We start from the raw sequence: 18,535 nt of genomic DNA, 5'->3' as shown, positions 1-18,535 counted from the left end.
TTTTTTGATGGCTTTCCGGTGGACTAAACCGTCAAGCCGTATTGGCGTCCCCTAGGGGGTTCGAACCCCTGTTGCCGCCGTGAAAGGGCGGAGTCCTAGGCCACTAGACGAAGGGGACTAGAAATTGGTGGAGCCAGGCGGGATCGAACCGCCGACCTCAACACTGCCAGTGTTGCGCTCTCCCAGCTGAGCTATGGCCCCTCAACGGCTGCGTATATTAAGGATCCGCCCTATGGGCGTCAACCTCTGAAACACACTTTTTTTCAGTTTTCTGAACATCCTTGTTCAAGCCGTTTATTAATCCACCAAAGCGGTTAATGAATACCCAGAGCCGCGTATTCCTTTTCCACCTTCTTGGTTTCCTTCTTGGAGAAACCACCCATCACTTCCAGCGCACGCCGAAGCCTTGAACGGGTCATGTCCGGGCCCAGCAGCGCCATGGAGTCCATCACAGACCAGGAATTCGGCGTACCGGCAACCGCCACAAAAATGGAGAACATGAAGTCTCCCATCTTCAGGTCCATGGCTTTGGCCAGGGCCTTGATGTCCGCGAAGATGGTCTCCTTGCTCCAGTGGCGCTGTGCTTCAAGCTTCCACAGCGTAAACTGCAGAACCCGCTTGATCTGGGCCTCTTCAAGTTTGTTATGGGCAAAGTCCTCCGGCTTCAGGTTGAGCATGCCGGAGAACATGAACTGGGCCATGGGCGCCACATCCGAAAACACCTCTGCCCTACCCTTGATGTGAGGCACCAGAGAACGCAGGGCGTCCTCGTTAAACCACCACTGGCGCATGCGCTCCATGAACTGCTCTTCAGCCAGCTCTTCGCGCAACCACTGGCCGTTGAGCCAGCGAAGCTTCTCCACATCGAATACCGGGCCACCGAGAGAGACACGCTGGATATCGAAGTTCTCGATCATCTCGTCCAGAGTGAACTTTTCCCGCTCGTCGGGCATGGACCAGCCCATGCGCCCGAGATAGTTGGTGACGGCCTCCGGCAGAAAGCCCATGCGCTCATAGAAATTGATGCTGGTGGGGTTCTTGCGTTTGGACAGCTTGCTCTTGTCCGGGTTACGCAGCAGCGGGAGGTGACAGAGCACCGGCATATCCCAGCCAAAATACTGGTACAGCAGTTTGTGCTTCGGCGCCGAGTTGATCCACTCCTCGCCCCGCAAAACATGGGTGATTTCCATCAGGTGATCATCAACCACGTTGGCCAGGTGATAGGTGGGCATGCCGTCGGATTTGAGCAGGATCTGGCAGTCCACCTGGGCCCAGTCAATCTCGATGGTGCCCCGGAGCATGTCATCAATCTCGCAGACGCCCTCGTCGGGCACTTTCATGCGAATCACATATGGCTCGCCCGCGTCCAGACGACGCTTCACTTCGTCATCGGACAACTCCAGGTCGCCCTTGATGCCCGGATTCAGGCCCTGAGCCTTGCGTTCTTCCCGAATGGCTTCCAGCTCTTCCGGTGTACGGAAGCAATAAAAGGCGTGCCCGGCGGTCACCAGGTCCTCGGCGTACTGACGGTAGGAGTGCTTGCGCTCGGATTGGCGATAGGGGCCGTGGGGGCCACCTACATCGGGGCCTTCATCCCAGTTCAGGCCAAGCCAGCGTAACGCCTTGAGAATGTCCTGCTCGGATTCCGCGGTACTGCGGGCCTGGTCGGTATCCTCGATACGCAGGACGAACTGGCCGCCGTGCTGACGGGCAAAGCACAGGTTGAACAGGGCCACGTAGGCGGTACCAACGTGAGGGTCACCAGTGGGTGACGGAGCAATTCGGGTACGTACAGTCATGAAACCTTCCTGAAAAAGTCGGTGGCCGTTTGATAAAGCGGGCATTATACCGGCCATCGTCAGGTTTCGCATGATCAGGAAGTTAACGAGCGAAACGCTAAGCACCTGCGGAAAGTTTCTTTTGCCCACACCCTCCCGATTTGTTATATTATAACATTACACAATTGCATCGCAGGATCTCATTTATCATGCGCGTTCCCGGAAAAGCACTTTCTCTGGCACTCGGTGCCGGCACCCTTTTGATCAGCGGCGCTCTGCAGGCCGAGACCCGTATTGTTACTTCCATCAAACCGGTTGAGCTGATTGTCAGCGCGATCGCCACGGAGGACATGCAGACAAAGAGCCTCGTCCCGCCTGGCTCCAGCCCCCACAACTACACCATGAAGCCATCCCAGCGTCGGGCACTGGAAAACGCCGACGTGATTTTCTGGGTGGGACCCGACATGGAAACCTTTCTTAATCGCCTTTTGACCGGGCAGGATTTCAGCAGCAGAACGGTCGCGCTCATGGATGCCGAGCACGAATCCGGGGAAGATACCCACGACCAGCACGCTCACGATGAACACGCGGACGACCATCATGGCCACGCTGATCATGAGGAGGCCAAGGAAGAAGAGCATCACAACGAGGGACACGGACACGGCCATGATCACGGTGACGGCGAAGACCCGCACATCTGGCTGGATCCCGAATTGGCCATCGAAATGGCCGCGACTATCCGCGATGCTCTCTCAGGACTGGGCGGTGTTGACGCTGGCGCGTTAAACGAGAACTTCGAGCAGTTCAAAGTCAGCGTTCGACAAACGGATGCCAACATTCGGGACCGTCTTGCGCCGGCACAGGACATCAGTCTGTTCGCCTATCACGAAGCCTTCACCCGGTTTGCCGAACACTATGACCTGAAACTTGAGGGCGTCCTTACGCTGAACCCGGAGCTGTCGCCGGGGGCACGCCATATCGCAGAGGTTCAGGAAAAGCTGCGCAACGCCAACCACCCCTGTCTGCTGACCGAACCGCAGTTCAATCGGCAGTGGTGGCGCTCGATCACCGAGAGCCTGGACGTAACCTTCAGCACCTGGGACCCTCTGGCCACTGACATTGAAGCAACGCCGGAGGGTTACAACAACTTCCAGCACAGCATTGTCGACGCGGTACTCGAGTGCCTACCAGAGAATACTGAGCACTAGCGGTATGGTGACGATGGCCAGCAAGGTCTGGCCACTGATGATGCCTGCCATCAGGGGGGCATCGCCACCAAGCTGTCGAGCCAGAATGTAGGCCGATGTGGCCGTGGGAAGCGCCGACAACAGCACGGCCACCTGCACCATCATTCCCTCAAGACCTAGCAACAACGCCAGCCCCGCAGTCATCATCGGAAACCCGACCAGCTTCAGCGCCGACGAGACAATAAACGGCAGTGAGGCGCCTCTGAGGGCCTTGAGCTGAAGCCCGGCACCGACTGTCATCAGCCCCATCGGCAACGCCAGATTACTGAGAGGCTCGAGAATTCCGCCGATCAGCGGATGAAACCCGATCTCGAAGAAGCTCCAGACCACGCCGATCACCGAGCCCACAATCAGAGGATTGGTCACGATCGCCTTGAACACCGGCACCAACCTCACCGGCCCTTCCGTGGCCACCAGGGAAAACATCAGTATGCAGAGCAGATTCAGCAACGGCACCATGATGGCAACCGCAATCGCCGTCAGCGACAGTCCCTGATCCCCCAACAACATTCCACCAGCAGCCAGACCCACATAGGAATTGAACCGGATAGACCCCTGGTAAACCGAAGAAAAAACCGGACCGGACCAGCGCCAGAACCACTGGGCGAGCGCCAGGACCAGCGTCATCGCGATCAGCATAGCACCGATCAGCAAGGCGATGTCGCCATAAGCGGAAGCAGGCAACCGGGCCTGCCCCAGCTTGAAAACCAGCATGGCTGGAAACAGTACGTAGTAAGTAAACCGCTCCGCCTGGGGCCAGAAATCGCCGCCCGGAAAGTCAATGCGGCGGAACACATGCCCGAGCATGATCAGAACAAATACCGGCAACAGGGCTTGTACCGCCATCAATCTCTCACAACTCGACTATTAAAAAGTGAAGTAAAACTTGGAAGAAACAGATTAGTGGCATTGCGGCACCATAACTCGATATGCTTTGAGTCGCAGCATATCAAGGTTTCTAACTAACTAAAGCATCAGGCCCAATTCCACGTTTCAATGTAAACAGACCTGTGTATTGAGAGATGAGCTGCTCCAAGCAAATCAGATTCTTTAGGAGCAGCCCGATACTGCGGTCAATTATGATTCAACTTCTTAGCTTGATCCACCACCGGAAAGCCACCCTGCTCGTTAGACAGAGTTGTCAGATTTCCTCCTTCGAGCGATTCCCAGCCCCAAGAGCCCTAAGCCAAGTAGAGCAATAGAACCTGGCTCTGGCACACTGACAGGGTCGCCTGGGTTGTTTTCAGATCGCCCAAATCGAAGATCATCAAACCCGAGAATATCATTGGTCGCATTAAAGGTGACACTCGAAATCAGTTGCCCGAAATCAATAAAGCCAACAAAGGCTCCACCGCCACCGAGCGCAGTTGGGAAGTTGATAATTTGAGTTGCCGAAGACCCATCAACATACTCAATGGTTTGCTGAGGCACTAGGTCGGTTTGCAGGCCATTGACATAAAAACCAAATGCGTCAACAGGATCTGCAAAGCTGAACGTAACCGAACCACCAAATACCTCGCGATGCAAGGCCCCTCCGACTGTCGTATTAAAGCCACAAAGAGCCCCGCAGGAGGATCCATTGACTGTAGATCCTCCTGAGATCGTCAGATTACTTGGCACCGGCGCTTCGAAATCAAAGACGTTCAAATTACCAGCCACAGAGAGAAAATTACTTGCTGCCGCCTGGGAATTCACCATATCCGCAAGCGAAGCGACGCTGTCATCCGTACCAAGGTAAGTGACGGGCACCGCGTTGGCGGATAGCCCCATCACGGATAATGACAAAGTTGCGATTACCTTTAGTTTCATTTTCATGTTGTCTCTCCATTGCAATCGAGCCGTTTTAAAGGCCAAACACACTGTCACCATATTCCTTGGCGGTGCTGCGAAGACCTTAACTACTAGCCAGCAATACTCGAACCGGCTAGCGCTTTTTCTCGTTTTTTTATGCGGTTAACGCTTAACTCTCGAATCGAGAACCAAGAACCTGTTTATTTTTTCGACACCCTGAGAGCAATTATGTAAACGCCCGTACAAACATCGACCTCCTTGATAGATATAAACAAGGAGAAACTCCATACTCTTCAAGAACCGTCCCGATGACTGATAAAATCCCTTTCAATACTCAATCTGCCGTGTGCTGTATGGACTCGGCACACTCTTCGCCCAGTCAACAGTCCCATAACCGAGCACAACTTGAATCAATCAACTGTTTTCAATCAACCCGGAGAGCACTCGAAAGCCACCGAAAGTGCTCACGTGCATCCCTCCCGCCGCTTCTGCGTGGCCCCGATGATGGACTGGACCACCAGTCACTACCGCTATCTGGCACGCCAGCTTAGCCGGCATACCCTGCTCTACACCGAGATGGTCACCACAGGCGCGCTGATCCACGGCGACACAGCACGCTTTCTGCACCACGACGAAGCAGAATACCCGCTGGCCCTTCAGCTTGGCGGCAGCGATGCTGGCGAACTTGCCCACTGCGCCAGACTGGCACAGCAATACGGCTTCGATGAGGTCAACCTCAATGTCGGGTGCCCGAGCGATCGGGTTCAGAACAACATGATCGGTGCCTGTCTGATGGGCCACCCGGACAAAGTCGCGGAAGGGGTACGCGCCATGATCGAGGCAACCGACCTGCCGGTCACCGTGAAGCACCGGATCGGTATTGATGGGCGGGAATCCTGGGACGATCTCTGCGAGTTCGTGGAAAAGGTGTCGGAAGCTGGCTGCCGGACGTTTATCGTGCACGCGCGGATCGCGATTCTTGAGGGTTTGAGTCCCAAGGAGAACCGGGAAGTCCCTCCGCTCAAATACGACTGGGTTTACCGGCTGAAAGCAAAATATCCGCATCTGGAGATCATCATCAACGGCGGCATCAAGACCTTTGATGAGTGCCACGAGCATCTCCGGTATACCGATGGCCTTATGCTGGGCCGGGAGGCGTATCACAATCCCTGGCTGCTGGCAGGGGTTGATCCGGAGTTTTTCGGGCAGGCGGCGCCGGTGGAAACACGACATCAGGCACTTCGGGCCATGCTTCCGTTTATCCAGAGCGAACTCGAGCGCGGCGTATTCCTGACCCACATGTCCAGGCATCTTCTCGGTCTGTTCCACGGCCAACCTGGCGGTCGGCAGTTCCGTCGCTATATCAGCGAGAACGCCCATAAATCCGGTGCTGGCCTGGAAGTGATCGAAACCGCTCTAGAAAAGGTTCGTGAACCGGCGGCGCCGGAGATTGCCGAAGCTTAATCGCCGGCGATTGCCAGTATACCTTTTGTTGTCTTGTTCCTGTCAGGGCGGCCCGTTATTGTAGGCATATAGCCGGCGCCCGGGATTGGGGCGCACCAATAACAATGCAACCGGGACGACAGGACGAATGACCAGCAAGCTCGACCAACTGAAAACCATGACCACGGTAGTGGCGGATACCGGCGATATCGAAGCCATTGCGAAATGGCGGCCGGAGGATGCCACCACCAATCCATCCCTGCTGCTCAAAGCTGCCGCTTCCGACGCTTACCGGCCGATGCTGGACAAGGCTGTGGCAGAAGCCCGGCGGCATGGCGGCTCAGACGCCGAGCAGTTGACCCTGGCCACGGACATGCTGGCCGTGCTTGCCGGCCGGGAAATCCTGAACCTGATTCCCGGCGTGGTGTCCACCGAGGTTGATGCTCGCTTGTCCTTTGATACCGCCGGTACGCTGGAGCGCGCCCGCCGCCTGGTTGAGCTATACGACAAGCAGGGCGTCGACACCAGTCGCGTACTGATCAAGATTGCTTCCACCTGGGAAGGCATCCGGGCTGCCGAACAACTGGAGAAGGAAGGGATTCGCTGCAACCTGACGCTGCTGTTTTCGTTCATCCAGGCTGCAGCCTGCGCCCAGGCCGGCGCGTTCCTGATTTCGCCCTTTGTCGGTCGGATTCTGGACTGGCACCTTGCCAGCACCGGCCGCGACAGCTACCCGGCCCCGGAAGATCCAGGGGTGCTTTCGGTTTCCCGCATCTACAATTATTACAAAGCCAATGGCTTCAACACCGTGGTGATGGGTGCCAGCTTCCGAAATGCCGGGGAAATCGAAATGTTGGCAGGCTGCGACCGTCTGACCATCAGCCCTGCCCTGTTGCAGGAGTTGCAGGATGACCATGGCGATTTGCCCAGGCAACTGGTTGCTGAAACGGCCAACTCACCGGATCGGTTTGGCACTATCGACGAGAAACTGTTCCGCTGGGAATCCAACGAGGACGCCATGGCGACCGAGAAGCTGGCCGATGGCATTCGCCGGTTCACAGCCGACCAGATAGAACTGGAAAACCGGGTCCGGCAGCTAGCCAAGGCCGCCTGACGCAAAGCCCCGAACCAAACATAGAAGTAGGACGGTCCGATCATGATCGAGAGCCTGAAAAAACTGTTTGCGGCACCGGAAGCTGAGAGCGAGAAACCGGATTCTCACCAATTGGCCGTGGCTGCAACCGCTTTGATGGTTCAGGTTTCACGGATCGACCAGCACGAAGACAAGCGCGAGCTACAGGCCATTGTGGATGGGGCGGTGAAAGCGCACCAGGTTACCAGGGCCGAAGCAGAAGAGATCCTTCAGGATGCCCTGAGCCATGCAGACGATGCCACATCGCTCTATGAATTTACCGGCCAGATCAACGAGTGCCTGGACCAGGAGGGCAAACAGGCCCTGCTTGAGAGTATCTGGCGAGTGGCGTTTGCGGACGGCCGCATCGACAAGTACGAAGAACATCTTATTCGCCGCATGGCAGACCTGCTGCATCTTAATCATCGGGAGTTCATGCAGGCGCGGCACCGGGCGCAAGACGCCGGTTCTTAAAAGGAGACAGCATGCTAGCGATTCTTCATCCGAATACCGCTCTGGACAGCGAAGAATACCGACAGACCATGCACTACCTCGAGAATCTTCCGAACGTCTCTGTTCGGGTTCATGAGGTTCAGGGTGCGACCCAGAGGCTGACCGAAATCTATCTTCTCGGGGACACCAAACCCCTGAACAAAGAAGAAATCGAGGCCCTGCCTGCAGTTGAACGCGCCATTCGCATCTCGGACGACTACCGTATTCTCGGCCGCCACCGGGATGATCGACGGCAAAGTGGCTTCACCTACAACGGTGTAGAGTTCAACCAGTCCAATCTGAACATTTTTGCCGGTCTGTGCGCCGTCGATGTGCCCGAGCATGTCGACATGATGATGCAAGCCCTTGAGGACAGCGGCGAAGTTTGCACCCGAATGGGCGCCTACAAGCCGCGCACGAACCCTTACTCGTTCCAGGGCCACGGCAAGGGCTGCCTGCCCTGGGTGTTCGAGAAGGCGGGCAAGCATGGCATCAAGGTGATTGCCATGGAGATCACCCATGAAAGCCACATTGAGGAAATCGACACCTGCCTCGAAAAACTCGGCCGGCCCACCGGCGTGATGCTGCAGGTGGGCACCCGTAACACCCAGAACTTCGAGCTGCTGAAGGCTATTGGCCGCCAGAATACCTATCCGGTACTACTCAAGCGTGGATTCGGGATCACCCTGAATGAATCCCTCAACGCCGCCGAATACCTGGCCAGCGAAGGCAACGCCAACGTGATCTTCTGCCTGCGGGGAATGAAAACCGAGGCCGGCCAACCCCACCGGAACATGGTGGATTTCGCGCATGTGCCGGCGGTCAAGCGCCTCACACGTATGCCGGTATGTGTGGATCCTTCCCATTCGGTTGGAAGCCGCGAGCAGTCTCCGGACGGCATTCTTGATGTCATGCATGCGACCGCCCAGGGCGTCGTGGCCGGCGCCAACATGGTGCTGGTGGATTTCCACCCCAAACCTGAAAAAGCCCTGGTGGACGGTCCTCAGGCCCTGCTGATGAACGAGCTGCCGGCGTATCTGGAAGACATTCGCCTTTGCCATGACACCTGGAAGAAGCGCCAGGCCATTTACCAGCGGCTGAAGGATGACAAAGCGGAATGATTGTCTACGGACACAGAGGCGCAAAGGGAGAGGCCCCCGAAAACACTCTTCCCGGATTTGTTCATGCTTATCGGCATGGCATCCGGCATTTCGAGCTGGATCTTGTGCTGTCAAAGGACGGCAAGCCGGTACTGGTACATGATCTGTCGGTAGACCGGACAACCAGCCAGAAAGGCAGCATCAGCCAATACACCGCTGCCGAGCTGGCGACTATGGACGCCCGGCGCAACACCAGCTCCTGGCCCTCTCCCACCGGTATTCCGACACTCGAAGACCTGCTGGATCAGTTCGACGATATCGAGCACTTGCAGCTGGAAGTCAAAAAAGACAGTCGCCAGCGGCTCAATATCCTGTGTAACCGTCTGACCGAGGTCATTCAGCGCAGGAACCTCTATCAGACTGCGGCAATCACCTCTTCAGACATCTGGTTTCTGAAGCAGATACGGCGGCGCAACAGGAACATCCGTCTTGGCCTGGTAGCCGAACGAAAATTCCCGCGGCCCCTCAGTATCGCAAGCCGTCTGGGCTGCGAGTATCTCTGCATAAACTGGAAGTTGTGTTCAAAAGCGCTGGTGGAACAGGCACATCGACGCGGCATGCACGTGTCTACGTGGACTGTGAACCGCATTCACGACATGCTGCAGTTGGAAGAGATGGGAGTGGACAGCATCATTACTGACTACCCCACAAGTACCCGTATCTTTTTCGACAACAGGGCGAGGTCCGCCCTGTCCTTGCCTCAGAGCCGGGAATCAACGTCACTCAACAGTGAAGCAGTATCTACTGGCTGAAATTGCCGGCTTGGGTCAGATGAAAACACTCATCTGACCCCGTTTTCGCAGATGGCTCAGAAGATCCGGTTGAGGCCGTTCAGTGCCGCGACCCGATAGGCCTCAGCCATGGTCGGATAGTTGAACGTGGTGTTGATGAAGTAGTTCAGAGAGTTAGCCTCCCCTTCCTGATTCATGATCGCCTGACCGATGTGGACGATTTCCGCTGCCTGATCCCCGAAACAGTGGATACCCAGAATCTCGCGGCTCTCCCGGTGGAACAGGATCTTAAGCATGCCAACAGCTTCTCCGGTAATCTGGGCTCTGGCCAGATCCTTGAAGAACGCCTGCCCGACTTCATAGGGCACCTTGGCTTCGGTCAATTCACGCTCGGTTTTGCCAACGGAACTGATTTCCGGGATGGTGTAAATCCCGGTCGGCACATCCGACACAAAACGGAAGTACTCATCGTCAACGATATCCGAAGATGCCGAGCGGCCCTGGTCATAGGCCGCGCTTGCCAGACTCGGCCAGCCGATCACATCGCCGGCCGCGTAGATGTTTTCCACCTCGGTGCGGTAGTGCTCGTCAACGGCCAGTTGGCCGCGACCATTGGGAACCAGGCCAATATTCTCAAGACCCAACTTCTCGGTGTTGCCACTGCGGCCGTTGCACCACAGGAAGGCGTCGGCACGGATTTTCTTGCCGGACTGCAGCGACAGCACCACGCCGTGGTCATCACCCACAACCGATTCATACTGCTCATTATGGCGAACCAGAACGCCGTTATTGCGCAAGTGATAACTCAATGCATCCGAGATCTCGTCATCCAGGAACGACAACAGCCGGCTACCCGGGTTGATCAGATCTACCTTCACACCCAACCCGGCGAAGATCGAGGCATATTCTGAACCAATAACGCCAGCGCCATAGATAATCAGGGTTCTGGGGGTATGAGACAGATTAAGAATGGTGTCCGAGTTATAGATCCGGTGGTGACGGAAATCCACGTCCGGTGGCAGATAGGGCCTGGAACCGGTGGCAATGATCGCCTGCTTGAAGTGCAGGGTCTCCGAGGACTTGCTGCCACGGACTTCTATGCGGTTCTGGTCGATGAAAAAGGCCCGACCGTTGATCAGATCAACCCGGTTGCGGGAATAGAACTGGGTCCGGAGCTTGACCTGCTTGCCAATGACCTTCTGGGCGTTCTGAAGCACCCGCGGGAAGGAGAACCAGCGAGGCTCCCCGATATCCCGGAACATCTGATTGGTGTTGAAGGTGATGATCTGTTTGACGGAGTGGCGCAGCGCCTTGGAGGGGATGGTGCCCCAGTGAGTGCAGTTCCCGCCGACGGTAGGCTTGTCTTCGATGATCGCGACTCGTTTGCCGTGTTTCGTCGCATTCATCGCCGCGCCTTCGCCGGACGGACCGGCGCCGATAACGACGACGTCGTAATGATGTTCTGCCATGCGCGCAGTGACTCCTTATCTACGTCGTGAAAAAATGGTTGTAATTGTCAGGAACAGATCAGTGCTTGCTGGCGTCGTAAGCCAAAGCCTCGGGGTCTTTACCTTCACTGGCCAACCGCTCGTTTTCCTCTTCGCACTTCTGGGTATTGCCACCGCAGATATCACAGGACTGGCTGATACCTAGAGCCCCGATCCCACCGCAGGTTCCACTGATGGGCTTACGCCCCAGAATCACGCCGATGGACATGGCTGCAACCAGCAGCACCACAATAAACAAAACCAAAAGAAAGGTACCCATGTTGCCCTCCCCTCATTGAGTCACGTAGGACGAAAAGGCCGGCGTCTGGTGCGTCTCGAAGCCCTCTTCCGTCCTGACAATAAAATAGGCCGGGATATTTTCCCTCACCGCGACCTCATTGGCCCGCTCGTAGCCCATCACATTAAAGCCGGTCGCCAGAGCGTCTGCTGTCATACAATCGTCTGCGATAACGGTGACCGATGCCAGCTTGTGTGCAATCGGTTCACCAGTCGCAGGGTCTATTGTATGGGAATAGCGACGCCCTTCCGATTCGTAATAGTTACGATAATCACCCGATGTTGCCATAGCGCGTGATTCCAGCGCCACCACCCGGTTGACCTGGCGCCCCTCAGACATCGGCTGTTCGATGGCCAGACGCCAGGTGCTACCATCCGGTTTCCGACCATTGACCCGAACTTCTCCGCCGATCTCCACCAGATAAGCCTCTACGCCTTCACTCTCGAGAAAGCGAGCAACTGCGTCCACACCATAACCCTTGGCAATGGCCGACAGGTCCACATATTGCGGTGGTGTCGCACGCACGGCTGGCGGATCTGCCCGCAACTCAAGCTTTTCGAAGCCGGTCGCGGCAAGGGCGTTCGTGAGCGATTCTCTCGACGGAATCTGTTCCGGCCGTGCCTGGGGCCCAAACCCCCATAGATTCACAACAGGCCCGATCGTTACATCGAAAGCGCCATCGGTCATCGTTGATATCTCATCGGCCTTCTGGAGCACCTGAAACAACCGGGCTGAGACGGGGATCCACTCGGACTGATCGGATAGTTGATTGAAGCGGGATAACTCCGAATCGTCGCGCCACGTCGACATCGACGCGTCAACACCCTCCAGCACCTCGTCAATGCCACTTGCGAGAGTCTCAAGCCTCTGCTGATCCTCGGTCAATATGACATTGATGTGGTAACTGGTACCGAAAACAGGGCCGGAGATTTCCCAGATTTTTTCTTCTGGCTCAAACGAACAACCCGCCAGAACGGCAAGGGCCAACGCTATAAAAGCGCTGGCCAAGGCCACCCTGGCGGGTCGTAACATGCTGAATGTCATCAGGACTGCTTAGCCTCCAAAGTCATCCAGCATGATGTTTTCGTCCTCTACACCCAGATCTTTGAGCATCTTGATGCAGGAGGCGTTCATGATTGGGGGCCCACACATATAGTACTCGCAATCTTCCGGAGCCGGATGGTCCTTCAGATAGTTTTCATACAACACGTTATGGATAAACCCGGTGGGGCCTTCCCAATTGTCTTCGGGCAGCGCATCGGAAAGTGCAACGTGCCACTCGAAGTTGTCGTTCTCTTCCTGCAGCCCGTCGAAATCTTCCACGTAGAACATTTCGCGAACGCTTCGCGCGCCGTACCAGAAGCTGATCTTGCGCTTGGAGTTCAGACGCTTGAGCTGATCAAAGATATGGGAACGCATTGGCGCCATACCGGCACCACCACCGATAAATACCATCTCGGCGTCGGTCTTCTTGGCGAAGAATTCACCGAATGGCCCCATCACGGTAACCTTGTCACCCGGCTTCAGGTTGAACACGTAGCTCGACATGATGCCCGGATTGTGGTCTGTGCCAGGAGGCGGCGTGGCGATACGGATGTTGAACTTGAGAACACCCTTCTCTTCCGGGTAGTTCGCCATAGAATAGGCCCGGATGGTCTCTTCCTTGTTGACCGCCTTGTAGCGCCAAATGTTGTGCTTGTCCCAGTCCTCGTGGAACTCTTCCTCGATATCAAAATCCTTGAAGTCAATTTCGTAGGGAGGGCACTCGAGCTGAACGTAACCACCGGCCCGGAAGTCCACTTCCTCGCCTTCAGGCAACTTGAGTACGAGTTCTTTGATGAAGGTAGCCACGTTGTGGTTGGAGACAACCTCGCATTCCCACTTCTTCACGCCGAAGAATTCCTCAGGCACTTCCACCTTCATGTCCTGTTTAACAGGAACCTGACAGGACAGGCGCCAGCCTTCTTTCTCTTCACGGTTAGTGAAGTGGGTCTTCTCCGTTGGCAGCATGGCGCCGCCGCCCTCAAGGACCTTGCACTTGCACTGGGCACAGGTACCACCGCCACCACAGGCAGAAGACAGGAAAATGCCACTGTTCGCCAGAGTACCGAGCAGCTTGCCGCCGGCTTCGGTCTTCAGCGTATGTTCGGGATCATCGTTGATCTCAATGGTCACATCACCGGTGCTTACCAGCCTGGACCGGGCCGCAAGAATCACTGCGACCAGGGCCAGAACGATAACGGTGAACATGACCACGCCGAGAATAATTTCTGTATTCATGGTCTCGCCTTTTCGTTAAACCGAATCACCGGGTGAATTACAGTGAGATACCGGAGAAGGACATGAAGCCCAGGGACATCAAACCAACGGTAATGAAGGTGATACCCAGGCCACGCAGGCCTTCCGGAACGTCACTGTACTTCAACTTCTCGCGGATACCCGCCAGGGCAATGATCGCCAGAGCCCAGCCGAGGCCGGCACCGAAGCCATACACCACACTCTCGCCGAAGGTGTAGTCACGCTCCACCATGAACAGCGAGGCACCAAGGATGGCGCAGTTCACTGTGATCAGTGGCAGGAATACACCCAGAGCTGCATAGAGCGCAGGAATGTACTTGTCCAGCACCATTTCCATGATCTGGACAATAGCCGCGATTACACCGATATACGTCAGCAATCCGAGAAAGCTCAAGTCGACATTTGGCAGACCTGCCCAGTCCAGAGCACCTTCACGAAGGATGGTGTTGTAAAGCAGGTTGTTCACCGGAACGGTTACCGTCAGCACTACAACAACGGCGATGCCAAGACCAGTCGCAGCCTCGATCTTCTTGGAGATGGCCAGAAAAGTACACATCCCCAGGAAGAACGCCAGAGCCATGTTTTCAACGAAAACTGCCTTCAGAATCAGACTGATATAATGTTCCATCAGAAGGCCTCCTTGGCGACATGACGTGACATTTTGTAGTCAGGCTCTTCAACCTGCTCCGGCTTCCAGGTCCGCAGACCCCAGATAGCCAGGCCGATGATGAAGAACGCACTCGGCGGCAGCAGCAACAAACCGTTCGGAATGTACCAGCCGCCTTCGTTGACCACCGGCATCAGGGACACGCCGAACAGGGAACCAGCACCCAGCAGTTCACGGAAGAAGGCAACAAAGATCAGGAGTACGGAGTAACCCAGACCGTTACCGACGCCGTCCAGGAAGCTCAGCCAGGGGCCGTTCTTCATGGCGAAGCCTTCCGCGCGACCCATGACGATGCAGTTGGTGATAATAAGACCAACAAACACCGACAGCTGCTTGGAAATCTCATAGGCATAGGCCTTGAGCACCTGGTCAACCACGATTACCAGTGAGGCGATAATGGTCATCTGCACGATGATCCGGATACTGCCCGGAATCTGGGTACGTACCAGCGACACCGCGAGGTTGGAAAATGCGGTAACGGCAATAACCGCTGCACACATAACAAGAGTAACGTTCATGCTGGTGGTTACCGCCAGCGCTGAACAAATGCCCAGAATCTGCAGGGCAATCGGGTTATTGCTGAAGATCGGTTCGAAGAGAACCTGTTTGGCTGATGCATCTGCCATGATCAGACCTCCCCTTCACGAAGTTTTTGCAGGAACGGCGCGTACCCGCGGTCGCCCATCCAGTAGTTGACCAGTTGCTCAACGCCGCGGCTTGTCAGCGTAGCACCGGAGAGAGCATCAACCTTATGCTCCTTGTCCTGCGCATCGGCGCCAACACCGCCCTTGACCAGTCGCACCTGGGGCTCGGAACGGTCTTCGTTGTAGACCTCCTTGCCAACCCACTGGCGCTTCCAGCGCGGGTTGTCCACTTCACCACCAAGACCCGGAGTTTCTGCATGTGCATAGAAACCCAGACCTTCGATGGTGTTCAGATCACCCTCAAGAGAAATGAAGCCGTACAGCGTGGACCAGAGCCCGTAGCCGTGGATCGGAAGAACCACGCGGTTGATCTGGCCGTTCTCGCTCATGGTGTAGACCTTGGCAACATTCGGGCGGCGCTTGATGCCGGCCTTGTCTTGCGACGACGGAATGTTGGTAGACATCTGCGGATCGGAAGCAGCCCTGTACATGTCGTATTTCATCGGATCCTGGACACCCACGTCGGAAGGTTCGACGAATTCACCGGTGTCGAGGTCGACCAGGCGAACATCAAAACGCGCAAACGCTTCTTCAATCTGCTCGGCGCTGGAGCCGGACTCCAACATGCCGGCGGCAGACAGAATATTGGTCTTGATATCCAGGTTCTGGTTCTGAATCTGGGCCGGGCGCAGCAGAACTGCTGCCGTGGAGACCACGACAGAGAACGCTATACTCAGCACCAGCGCAACAATCAGCGTGCGGGAGACGGTTTCTTTAGCTTTAGCCACGAGCAAGCCTCCGTTTGATGTTCGCCTGAACCACGTAATGGTCCATCAGCGGCGCGAACAGGTTAGCGAACAGGATGGCCAACATGATGCCTTCCGGGAAGGCCGGGTTGATGACGCGAATCAGGATTGTCATTACACCCACCAGTATGCCGAAGCACCAGCGGCCTGTGTTGGTCATTGCCGCGGAAACCGGATCGGTTGCCATGAACATCATCCCGAAGGCAAAACCGCCCATGACCAGGTGCCAATGCGCCGGAATCGCGAACATCGGGTTGGTTTCAGACCCGATAATGTTCAACAGCAGCGACATGCCGATCATGCCGATCAGCACACCGCCAACAATCCGGTAGCTGGCAATTTTCATGGCCAGCAGGATCAAACCACCGATGAGCACCGCCAAGGTTGAGGTTTCACCCATGGAACCCTGAATCGTACCCATGAACGCACTCATCCAGCCGATCTGGGTTTCAAGGGCTTCCAGGCCGCCGCTTGCGGCCCAGCTCAGCGCCGTGGCGCCACTGAAGCCATCAACAGCGGTCCACACTGTGTCGCCGGATATCTGTGCCGGGTAGGCAAAGTACAGAAACGCGCGACCAGTCAGTGCCGGGTTCAGGAAGTTCTTGCCAGTACCGCCAAACACTTCCTTACCGATCACAACACCGAAGGTAATACCCAGAGCCACCTGCCATAGCGGGATGGTGGGCGGACAGATCAGAGCGAACAGCACCGATGTGACGAAGAAGCCTTCATTCACTTCATGACGGCGCACAGTTGCAAACAGCACTTCCCAAAATCCGCCCACAATAAATGTGACAGCGTAGATCGGAATAAAGTAAGCCATTCCATAGATGAAATTATCCAGGACGCCGGCACCTGCTCCGGTCGAGGCGAGTGCAGTTATAAAGGCGGTACGTAAACCGCCATCGCCGACCATGGCATCCGGCGTGGCTGCCAGATAGCTATTGGCCTGAAAACCAATGTTCCACATACCGAAGAACATAGCCGGGAAAGTACACATCCACACCGTGATCATGATGCGCTTCAGGTCTACCCCGTCGCGAACGTGAGCGGTTGTGGAAGTCACCTTACCTGGCGTGTAGAAAATGGTGTCTACGGCCTCGTACAAAGCGTACCAGCGCTCGTACTTGCCACCCTTTTCAAAGTGATGCTCGATTCCATCGAGAAACTGTCTGATAGCCATCGTGTTAGCCCTCGATCTCGATTCTGGTCAGGTTCTCGCGGAGAATCGGACCGTATTCATATTTGCCCGGGCACACGAACGTGCACAGTGCCAGATCTTCTTCATCCAGCTCCAGCGCACCGAGCTTCTGTGCCATCTCTGTGTCGCCGACAATCAGCGAACGCAGCAGCTGCGTTGGCAGAATATCCAGAGGCATGATCTGCTCGTACGCGCCGACCGGAACCATTGCCCGCTCACTACCATTGGTAGTGGTGGTGAAGTTGAAAAGCTTGCCACTGGCCAGTTTGGACAAATAGATGTTAAGCACCGAGAACCGATTCGGCCCCGGAGAAAGCCAGCCCATGAACTCGCGCTTGTTGCCCTCTTCGAGCACGGATACCTGATTGGCAAACCGGCCAAGGTACGCGCAAGGGCCGTCGCCGCGGCGACCACCGAAAACAGAGCCGGAAATCGCCCGGACTTCGCAGTCTGTGGCAGCTTCACCTTCCAAAAGTTCCGCGAGACTGGCACCCAGGCGGGTACGCACCAGGCGAGGATTCAGTGCCTTGGGGCCACCAATCGCCACGATACGTTCCACCGGCACTTCTCCGGATTCAAACAGCTTCGCGATGTCGATGACGTCCTGGTAATTGATACTCCAGACGGTCTTGCTGCCGGACACCGGATCCAGATGATGAATGTGGGTGCCCACATTACCCGCGGGATGCTTGCCATCAAACTGGTGCACCTCGACAGCATCGGACTTGGGAACCGCGACGTTGGATCCCGGCTTGCCGGTAACAAAGACCTTGCCGGTGGTCAGCCTGGCGAGGATCGTGAGGCCTTTTTCAAACGCCTCGCTGTTCTCGCCAATGATAACCGTCGGGTCCGCTGCCAGCGGATTGGTGTCCATAACCGAAACAAAAATGGAATGGGGAGCGGAATCAATCTCGGGAACCTTGCTATACGGACGCGTCTTGAATGCGGTCCAGAGCCCGGACTCCACCAGATTATCGACTACCTGCTGGCGCTCCAGGCCGGCAAGATCCGCTTCGCTGTAGCGCGCAAAGGTCTCAGCCTCATCGCCATCAATTTCGATGACGATGGACTGGAATACCCGACGCTCACCACGGTTGATCTCTTTCACAACGCCCGCGGCGGGTGAAGTATAACGAACGCCTTCGGTCTTCTTGTCCGTGAACAGCAGCGTACCGCGTTTGACACGGTCCCCCTCTTTCACAGCCATCGTCGGCTTCATGCCGATATAGTCAAAACCGATCAACGCCACGTGGCGAACGGGTTTGCCGTCTGTAATGGTCTGCTCGGGAGCGCCGCTGATGGGAAGATCCAGGCCTTTTTTGATCTTGATCATTAGCCTCATCCAATCATCAGAAACTTT

18 protein-coding genes and 2 tRNA genes are annotated in these 18,535 nt (G+C 56.1%); 6 read left to right on the top strand and 14 right to left on the bottom strand.

What is annotated here, in order from left to right; translation table 11 throughout:
* Positions 1 to 42: 42 nt before the first annotated feature.
* The 3 genes from CFT65_RS09590 to gltX form a co-directional block, all read right to left on the bottom strand.
* A tRNA-Glu gene (locus tag CFT65_RS09590) sits at positions 43 to 118 on the bottom strand.
* A gap of 7 nt (positions 119 to 125) precedes the next feature.
* A tRNA-Ala gene (locus CFT65_RS09585) sits at positions 126 to 201 on the bottom strand.
* A 113-nt stretch (positions 202 to 314) separates the two neighbouring features.
* The gene (gene gltX, locus CFT65_RS09580; protein ID WP_088827801.1) at positions 315 to 1,799 is read right to left on the bottom strand and encodes a glutamate--tRNA ligase; all 1,485 of its coding nucleotides are present in this window, start codon (positions 1,797 to 1,799) and stop codon (positions 315 to 317) included.
* 188 nt (positions 1,800 to 1,987) lie between these two features.
* Here gltX and CFT65_RS09575 point away from each other — a divergent pair, with 188 nt between their 5' ends.
* Positions 1,988 to 2,986 carry a zinc ABC transporter substrate-binding protein gene (locus tag CFT65_RS09575; RefSeq protein WP_088827800.1) on the top strand — a complete coding sequence of 333 codons (999 nt, stop codon included), beginning with the start codon at positions 1,988 to 1,990 and terminating at the stop codon, positions 2,984 to 2,986.
* Here CFT65_RS09575 and CFT65_RS09570 read toward each other — a convergent pair.
* Both CFT65_RS09570 and CFT65_RS09565 read right to left on the bottom strand, forming a co-directional pair.
* Positions 2,963 to 3,871 (bottom strand): AEC family transporter, encoded by a 909-nt coding sequence (locus CFT65_RS09570; protein WP_088827799.1) that lies wholly within the window; start codon positions 3,869 to 3,871, stop codon positions 2,963 to 2,965. The genes CFT65_RS09575 and CFT65_RS09570 overlap by 24 nt on opposite strands.
* Before the next feature lie 282 nt (positions 3,872 to 4,153).
* Positions 4,154 to 4,840, bottom strand: a complete 687-nt coding sequence (locus tag CFT65_RS09565) for a PEP-CTERM sorting domain-containing protein (protein ID WP_088828205.1) — start codon at positions 4,838 to 4,840, stop codon at positions 4,154 to 4,156.
* Positions 4,841 to 5,284: 444 nt separating this feature from the next.
* On the opposite strand from CFT65_RS09565, the gene dusA reads away from it, so the two are divergent.
* The 5 genes from dusA (at position 5,285) to CFT65_RS09540 (ending at position 9,795) form a co-directional block, all read left to right on the top strand.
* Entirely contained in the window at positions 5,285 to 6,280 is a 996-nt protein-coding gene (gene dusA, locus CFT65_RS09560) for a tRNA dihydrouridine(20/20a) synthase DusA (protein WP_088827798.1), read from the top strand.
* Between the two features lie 127 nt (positions 6,281 to 6,407).
* Positions 6,408 to 7,373 carry a transaldolase gene (gene tal, locus CFT65_RS09555; RefSeq protein ID WP_088827797.1) on the top strand — a complete coding sequence of 322 codons (966 nt, stop codon included), beginning with the start codon at positions 6,408 to 6,410 and terminating at the stop codon, positions 7,371 to 7,373.
* 42 nt (positions 7,374 to 7,415) lie between these two features.
* On the top strand, positions 7,416 to 7,865 hold the full coding sequence (locus CFT65_RS09550; RefSeq protein ID WP_088827796.1) for a TerB family tellurite resistance protein: 450 nt from the start codon (positions 7,416 to 7,418) through the stop codon (positions 7,863 to 7,865).
* An 11-nt stretch (positions 7,866 to 7,876) separates the two neighbouring features.
* Positions 7,877 to 9,004 carry a 3-deoxy-7-phosphoheptulonate synthase gene (locus CFT65_RS09545; RefSeq protein WP_088827795.1) on the top strand — a complete coding sequence of 376 codons (1,128 nt, stop codon included), beginning with the start codon at positions 7,877 to 7,879 and terminating at the stop codon, positions 9,002 to 9,004.
* The gene (locus tag CFT65_RS09540) at positions 9,001 to 9,795 is read left to right on the top strand and encodes a glycerophosphodiester phosphodiesterase (RefSeq protein WP_088827794.1); all 795 of its coding nucleotides are present in this window, start codon (positions 9,001 to 9,003) and stop codon (positions 9,793 to 9,795) included. Before CFT65_RS09545 ends, CFT65_RS09540 begins: the two co-directional genes overlap by 4 nt.
* A 56-nt stretch (positions 9,796 to 9,851) precedes the next feature.
* On the opposite strand, the gene sthA is transcribed toward CFT65_RS09540, so the two are convergent.
* From sthA to CFT65_RS09495, 9 genes are read right to left on the bottom strand one after another with little or no spacing between them, the layout of a single operon-like run.
* Positions 9,852 to 11,243: a Si-specific NAD(P)(+) transhydrogenase gene (sthA, locus tag CFT65_RS09535; RefSeq protein ID WP_088827793.1), complete on the bottom strand. Its 1,392-nt coding sequence runs from the start codon at positions 11,241 to 11,243 to the stop codon at positions 9,852 to 9,854.
* 58 nt (positions 11,244 to 11,301) lie between these two features.
* Positions 11,302 to 11,541 carry a (Na+)-NQR maturation NqrM gene (gene nqrM / locus CFT65_RS09530; protein ID WP_088827792.1) on the bottom strand — a complete coding sequence of 80 codons (240 nt, stop codon included), beginning with the start codon at positions 11,539 to 11,541 and terminating at the stop codon, positions 11,302 to 11,304.
* A gap of 12 nt (positions 11,542 to 11,553) precedes the next feature.
* The gene (locus CFT65_RS09525; protein WP_088827791.1) at positions 11,554 to 12,603 is read right to left on the bottom strand and encodes an FAD:protein FMN transferase; all 1,050 of its coding nucleotides are present in this window, start codon (positions 12,601 to 12,603) and stop codon (positions 11,554 to 11,556) included.
* 9 nt (positions 12,604 to 12,612) lie between these two features.
* Positions 12,613 to 13,839, bottom strand: a complete 1,227-nt coding sequence (gene nqrF, locus CFT65_RS09520; protein WP_014577567.1) for an NADH:ubiquinone reductase (Na(+)-transporting) subunit F — start codon at positions 13,837 to 13,839, stop codon at positions 12,613 to 12,615.
* Positions 13,840 to 13,876: 37 nt separating this feature from the next.
* Complete coding sequence (gene nqrE, locus CFT65_RS09515) at positions 13,877 to 14,485, bottom strand: NADH:ubiquinone reductase (Na(+)-transporting) subunit E (protein ID WP_014577568.1); 609 nt, start codon at positions 14,483 to 14,485, stop codon at positions 13,877 to 13,879.
* Positions 14,485 to 15,150 carry an NADH:ubiquinone reductase (Na(+)-transporting) subunit D gene (locus CFT65_RS09510; protein ID WP_008175066.1) on the bottom strand — a complete coding sequence of 222 codons (666 nt, stop codon included), beginning with the start codon at positions 15,148 to 15,150 and terminating at the stop codon, positions 14,485 to 14,487. The genes nqrE and CFT65_RS09510 overlap by 1 nt, the downstream gene beginning before the upstream one ends.
* A gap of 2 nt (positions 15,151 to 15,152) precedes the next feature.
* Positions 15,153 to 15,956: a Na(+)-translocating NADH-quinone reductase subunit C gene (locus CFT65_RS09505; RefSeq protein ID WP_088827790.1), complete on the bottom strand. Its 804-nt coding sequence runs from the start codon at positions 15,954 to 15,956 to the stop codon at positions 15,153 to 15,155.
* On the bottom strand, positions 15,949 to 17,157 hold the full coding sequence (locus CFT65_RS09500) for an NADH:ubiquinone reductase (Na(+)-transporting) subunit B (RefSeq protein ID WP_088827789.1): 1,209 nt from the start codon (positions 17,155 to 17,157) through the stop codon (positions 15,949 to 15,951). Before CFT65_RS09500 ends, CFT65_RS09505 begins: the two co-directional genes overlap by 8 nt.
* 4 nt (positions 17,158 to 17,161) lie before the next feature.
* The gene (locus CFT65_RS09495) at positions 17,162 to 18,508 is read right to left on the bottom strand and encodes a Na(+)-translocating NADH-quinone reductase subunit A (RefSeq protein ID WP_088827788.1); all 1,347 of its coding nucleotides are present in this window, start codon (positions 18,506 to 18,508) and stop codon (positions 17,162 to 17,164) included.
* Positions 18,509 to 18,535 lie beyond the last annotated feature (27 nt).

Origin of the sequence: Marinobacter sp. es.048 (assembly GCF_900188435.1) — a bacterium.
Classification (GTDB): domain Bacteria; phylum Pseudomonadota; class Gammaproteobacteria; order Pseudomonadales; family Oleiphilaceae; genus Marinobacter.
Note: the sequence above shows the minus strand (reverse complement) of the source record. Positions and strands in the feature narration are given on the sequence as shown.

Excerpts from the sequence above, each read along its gene's own strand:
- tal (WP_088827797.1), top strand. The coding sequence starts at position 6,408 with ATGACCAGCAAGCTCGACCAACTGAAAACCATGACCACGGTAGTGGCG.
- nqrF (WP_014577567.1), bottom strand. The coding sequence starts at position 13,839 with ATGAATACAGAAATTATTCTCGGCGTGGTCATGTTCACCGTTATCGTT.
- CFT65_RS09545 (WP_088827795.1), top strand. The coding sequence starts at position 7,877 with ATGCTAGCGATTCTTCATCCGAATACCGCTCTGGACAGCGAAGAATAC.
- sthA (WP_088827793.1), bottom strand. The coding sequence starts at position 11,243 with ATGGCAGAACATCATTACGACGTCGTCGTTATCGGCGCCGGTCCGTCC.
- gltX (WP_088827801.1), bottom strand. The coding sequence starts at position 1,799 with ATGACTGTACGTACCCGAATTGCTCCGTCACCCACTGGTGACCCTCAC.
- CFT65_RS09510 (WP_008175066.1), bottom strand. The coding sequence starts at position 15,150 with ATGGCAGATGCATCAGCCAAACAGGTTCTCTTCGAACCGATCTTCAGC.
- CFT65_RS09495 (WP_088827788.1), bottom strand. The coding sequence starts at position 18,508 with ATGATCAAGATCAAAAAAGGCCTGGATCTTCCCATCAGCGGCGCTCCC.
- CFT65_RS09570 (WP_088827799.1), bottom strand. The coding sequence starts at position 3,871 with ATGGCGGTACAAGCCCTGTTGCCGGTATTTGTTCTGATCATGCTCGGG.
- CFT65_RS09500 (WP_088827789.1), bottom strand. The coding sequence starts at position 17,157 with ATGGCTATCAGACAGTTTCTCGATGGAATCGAGCATCACTTTGAAAAG.
- CFT65_RS09550 (WP_088827796.1), top strand. The coding sequence starts at position 7,416 with ATGATCGAGAGCCTGAAAAAACTGTTTGCGGCACCGGAAGCTGAGAGC.
- nqrM (WP_088827792.1), bottom strand. The coding sequence starts at position 11,541 with ATGGGTACCTTTCTTTTGGTTTTGTTTATTGTGGTGCTGCTGGTTGCA.
- nqrE (WP_014577568.1), bottom strand. The coding sequence starts at position 14,485 with ATGGAACATTATATCAGTCTGATTCTGAAGGCAGTTTTCGTTGAAAAC.
- CFT65_RS09575 (WP_088827800.1), top strand. The coding sequence starts at position 1,988 with ATGCGCGTTCCCGGAAAAGCACTTTCTCTGGCACTCGGTGCCGGCACC.
- CFT65_RS09540 (WP_088827794.1), top strand. The coding sequence starts at position 9,001 with ATGATTGTCTACGGACACAGAGGCGCAAAGGGAGAGGCCCCCGAAAAC.
- CFT65_RS09525 (WP_088827791.1), bottom strand. The coding sequence starts at position 12,603 with ATGACATTCAGCATGTTACGACCCGCCAGGGTGGCCTTGGCCAGCGCT.
- CFT65_RS09565 (WP_088828205.1), bottom strand. The coding sequence starts at position 4,840 with ATGAAAATGAAACTAAAGGTAATCGCAACTTTGTCATTATCCGTGATG.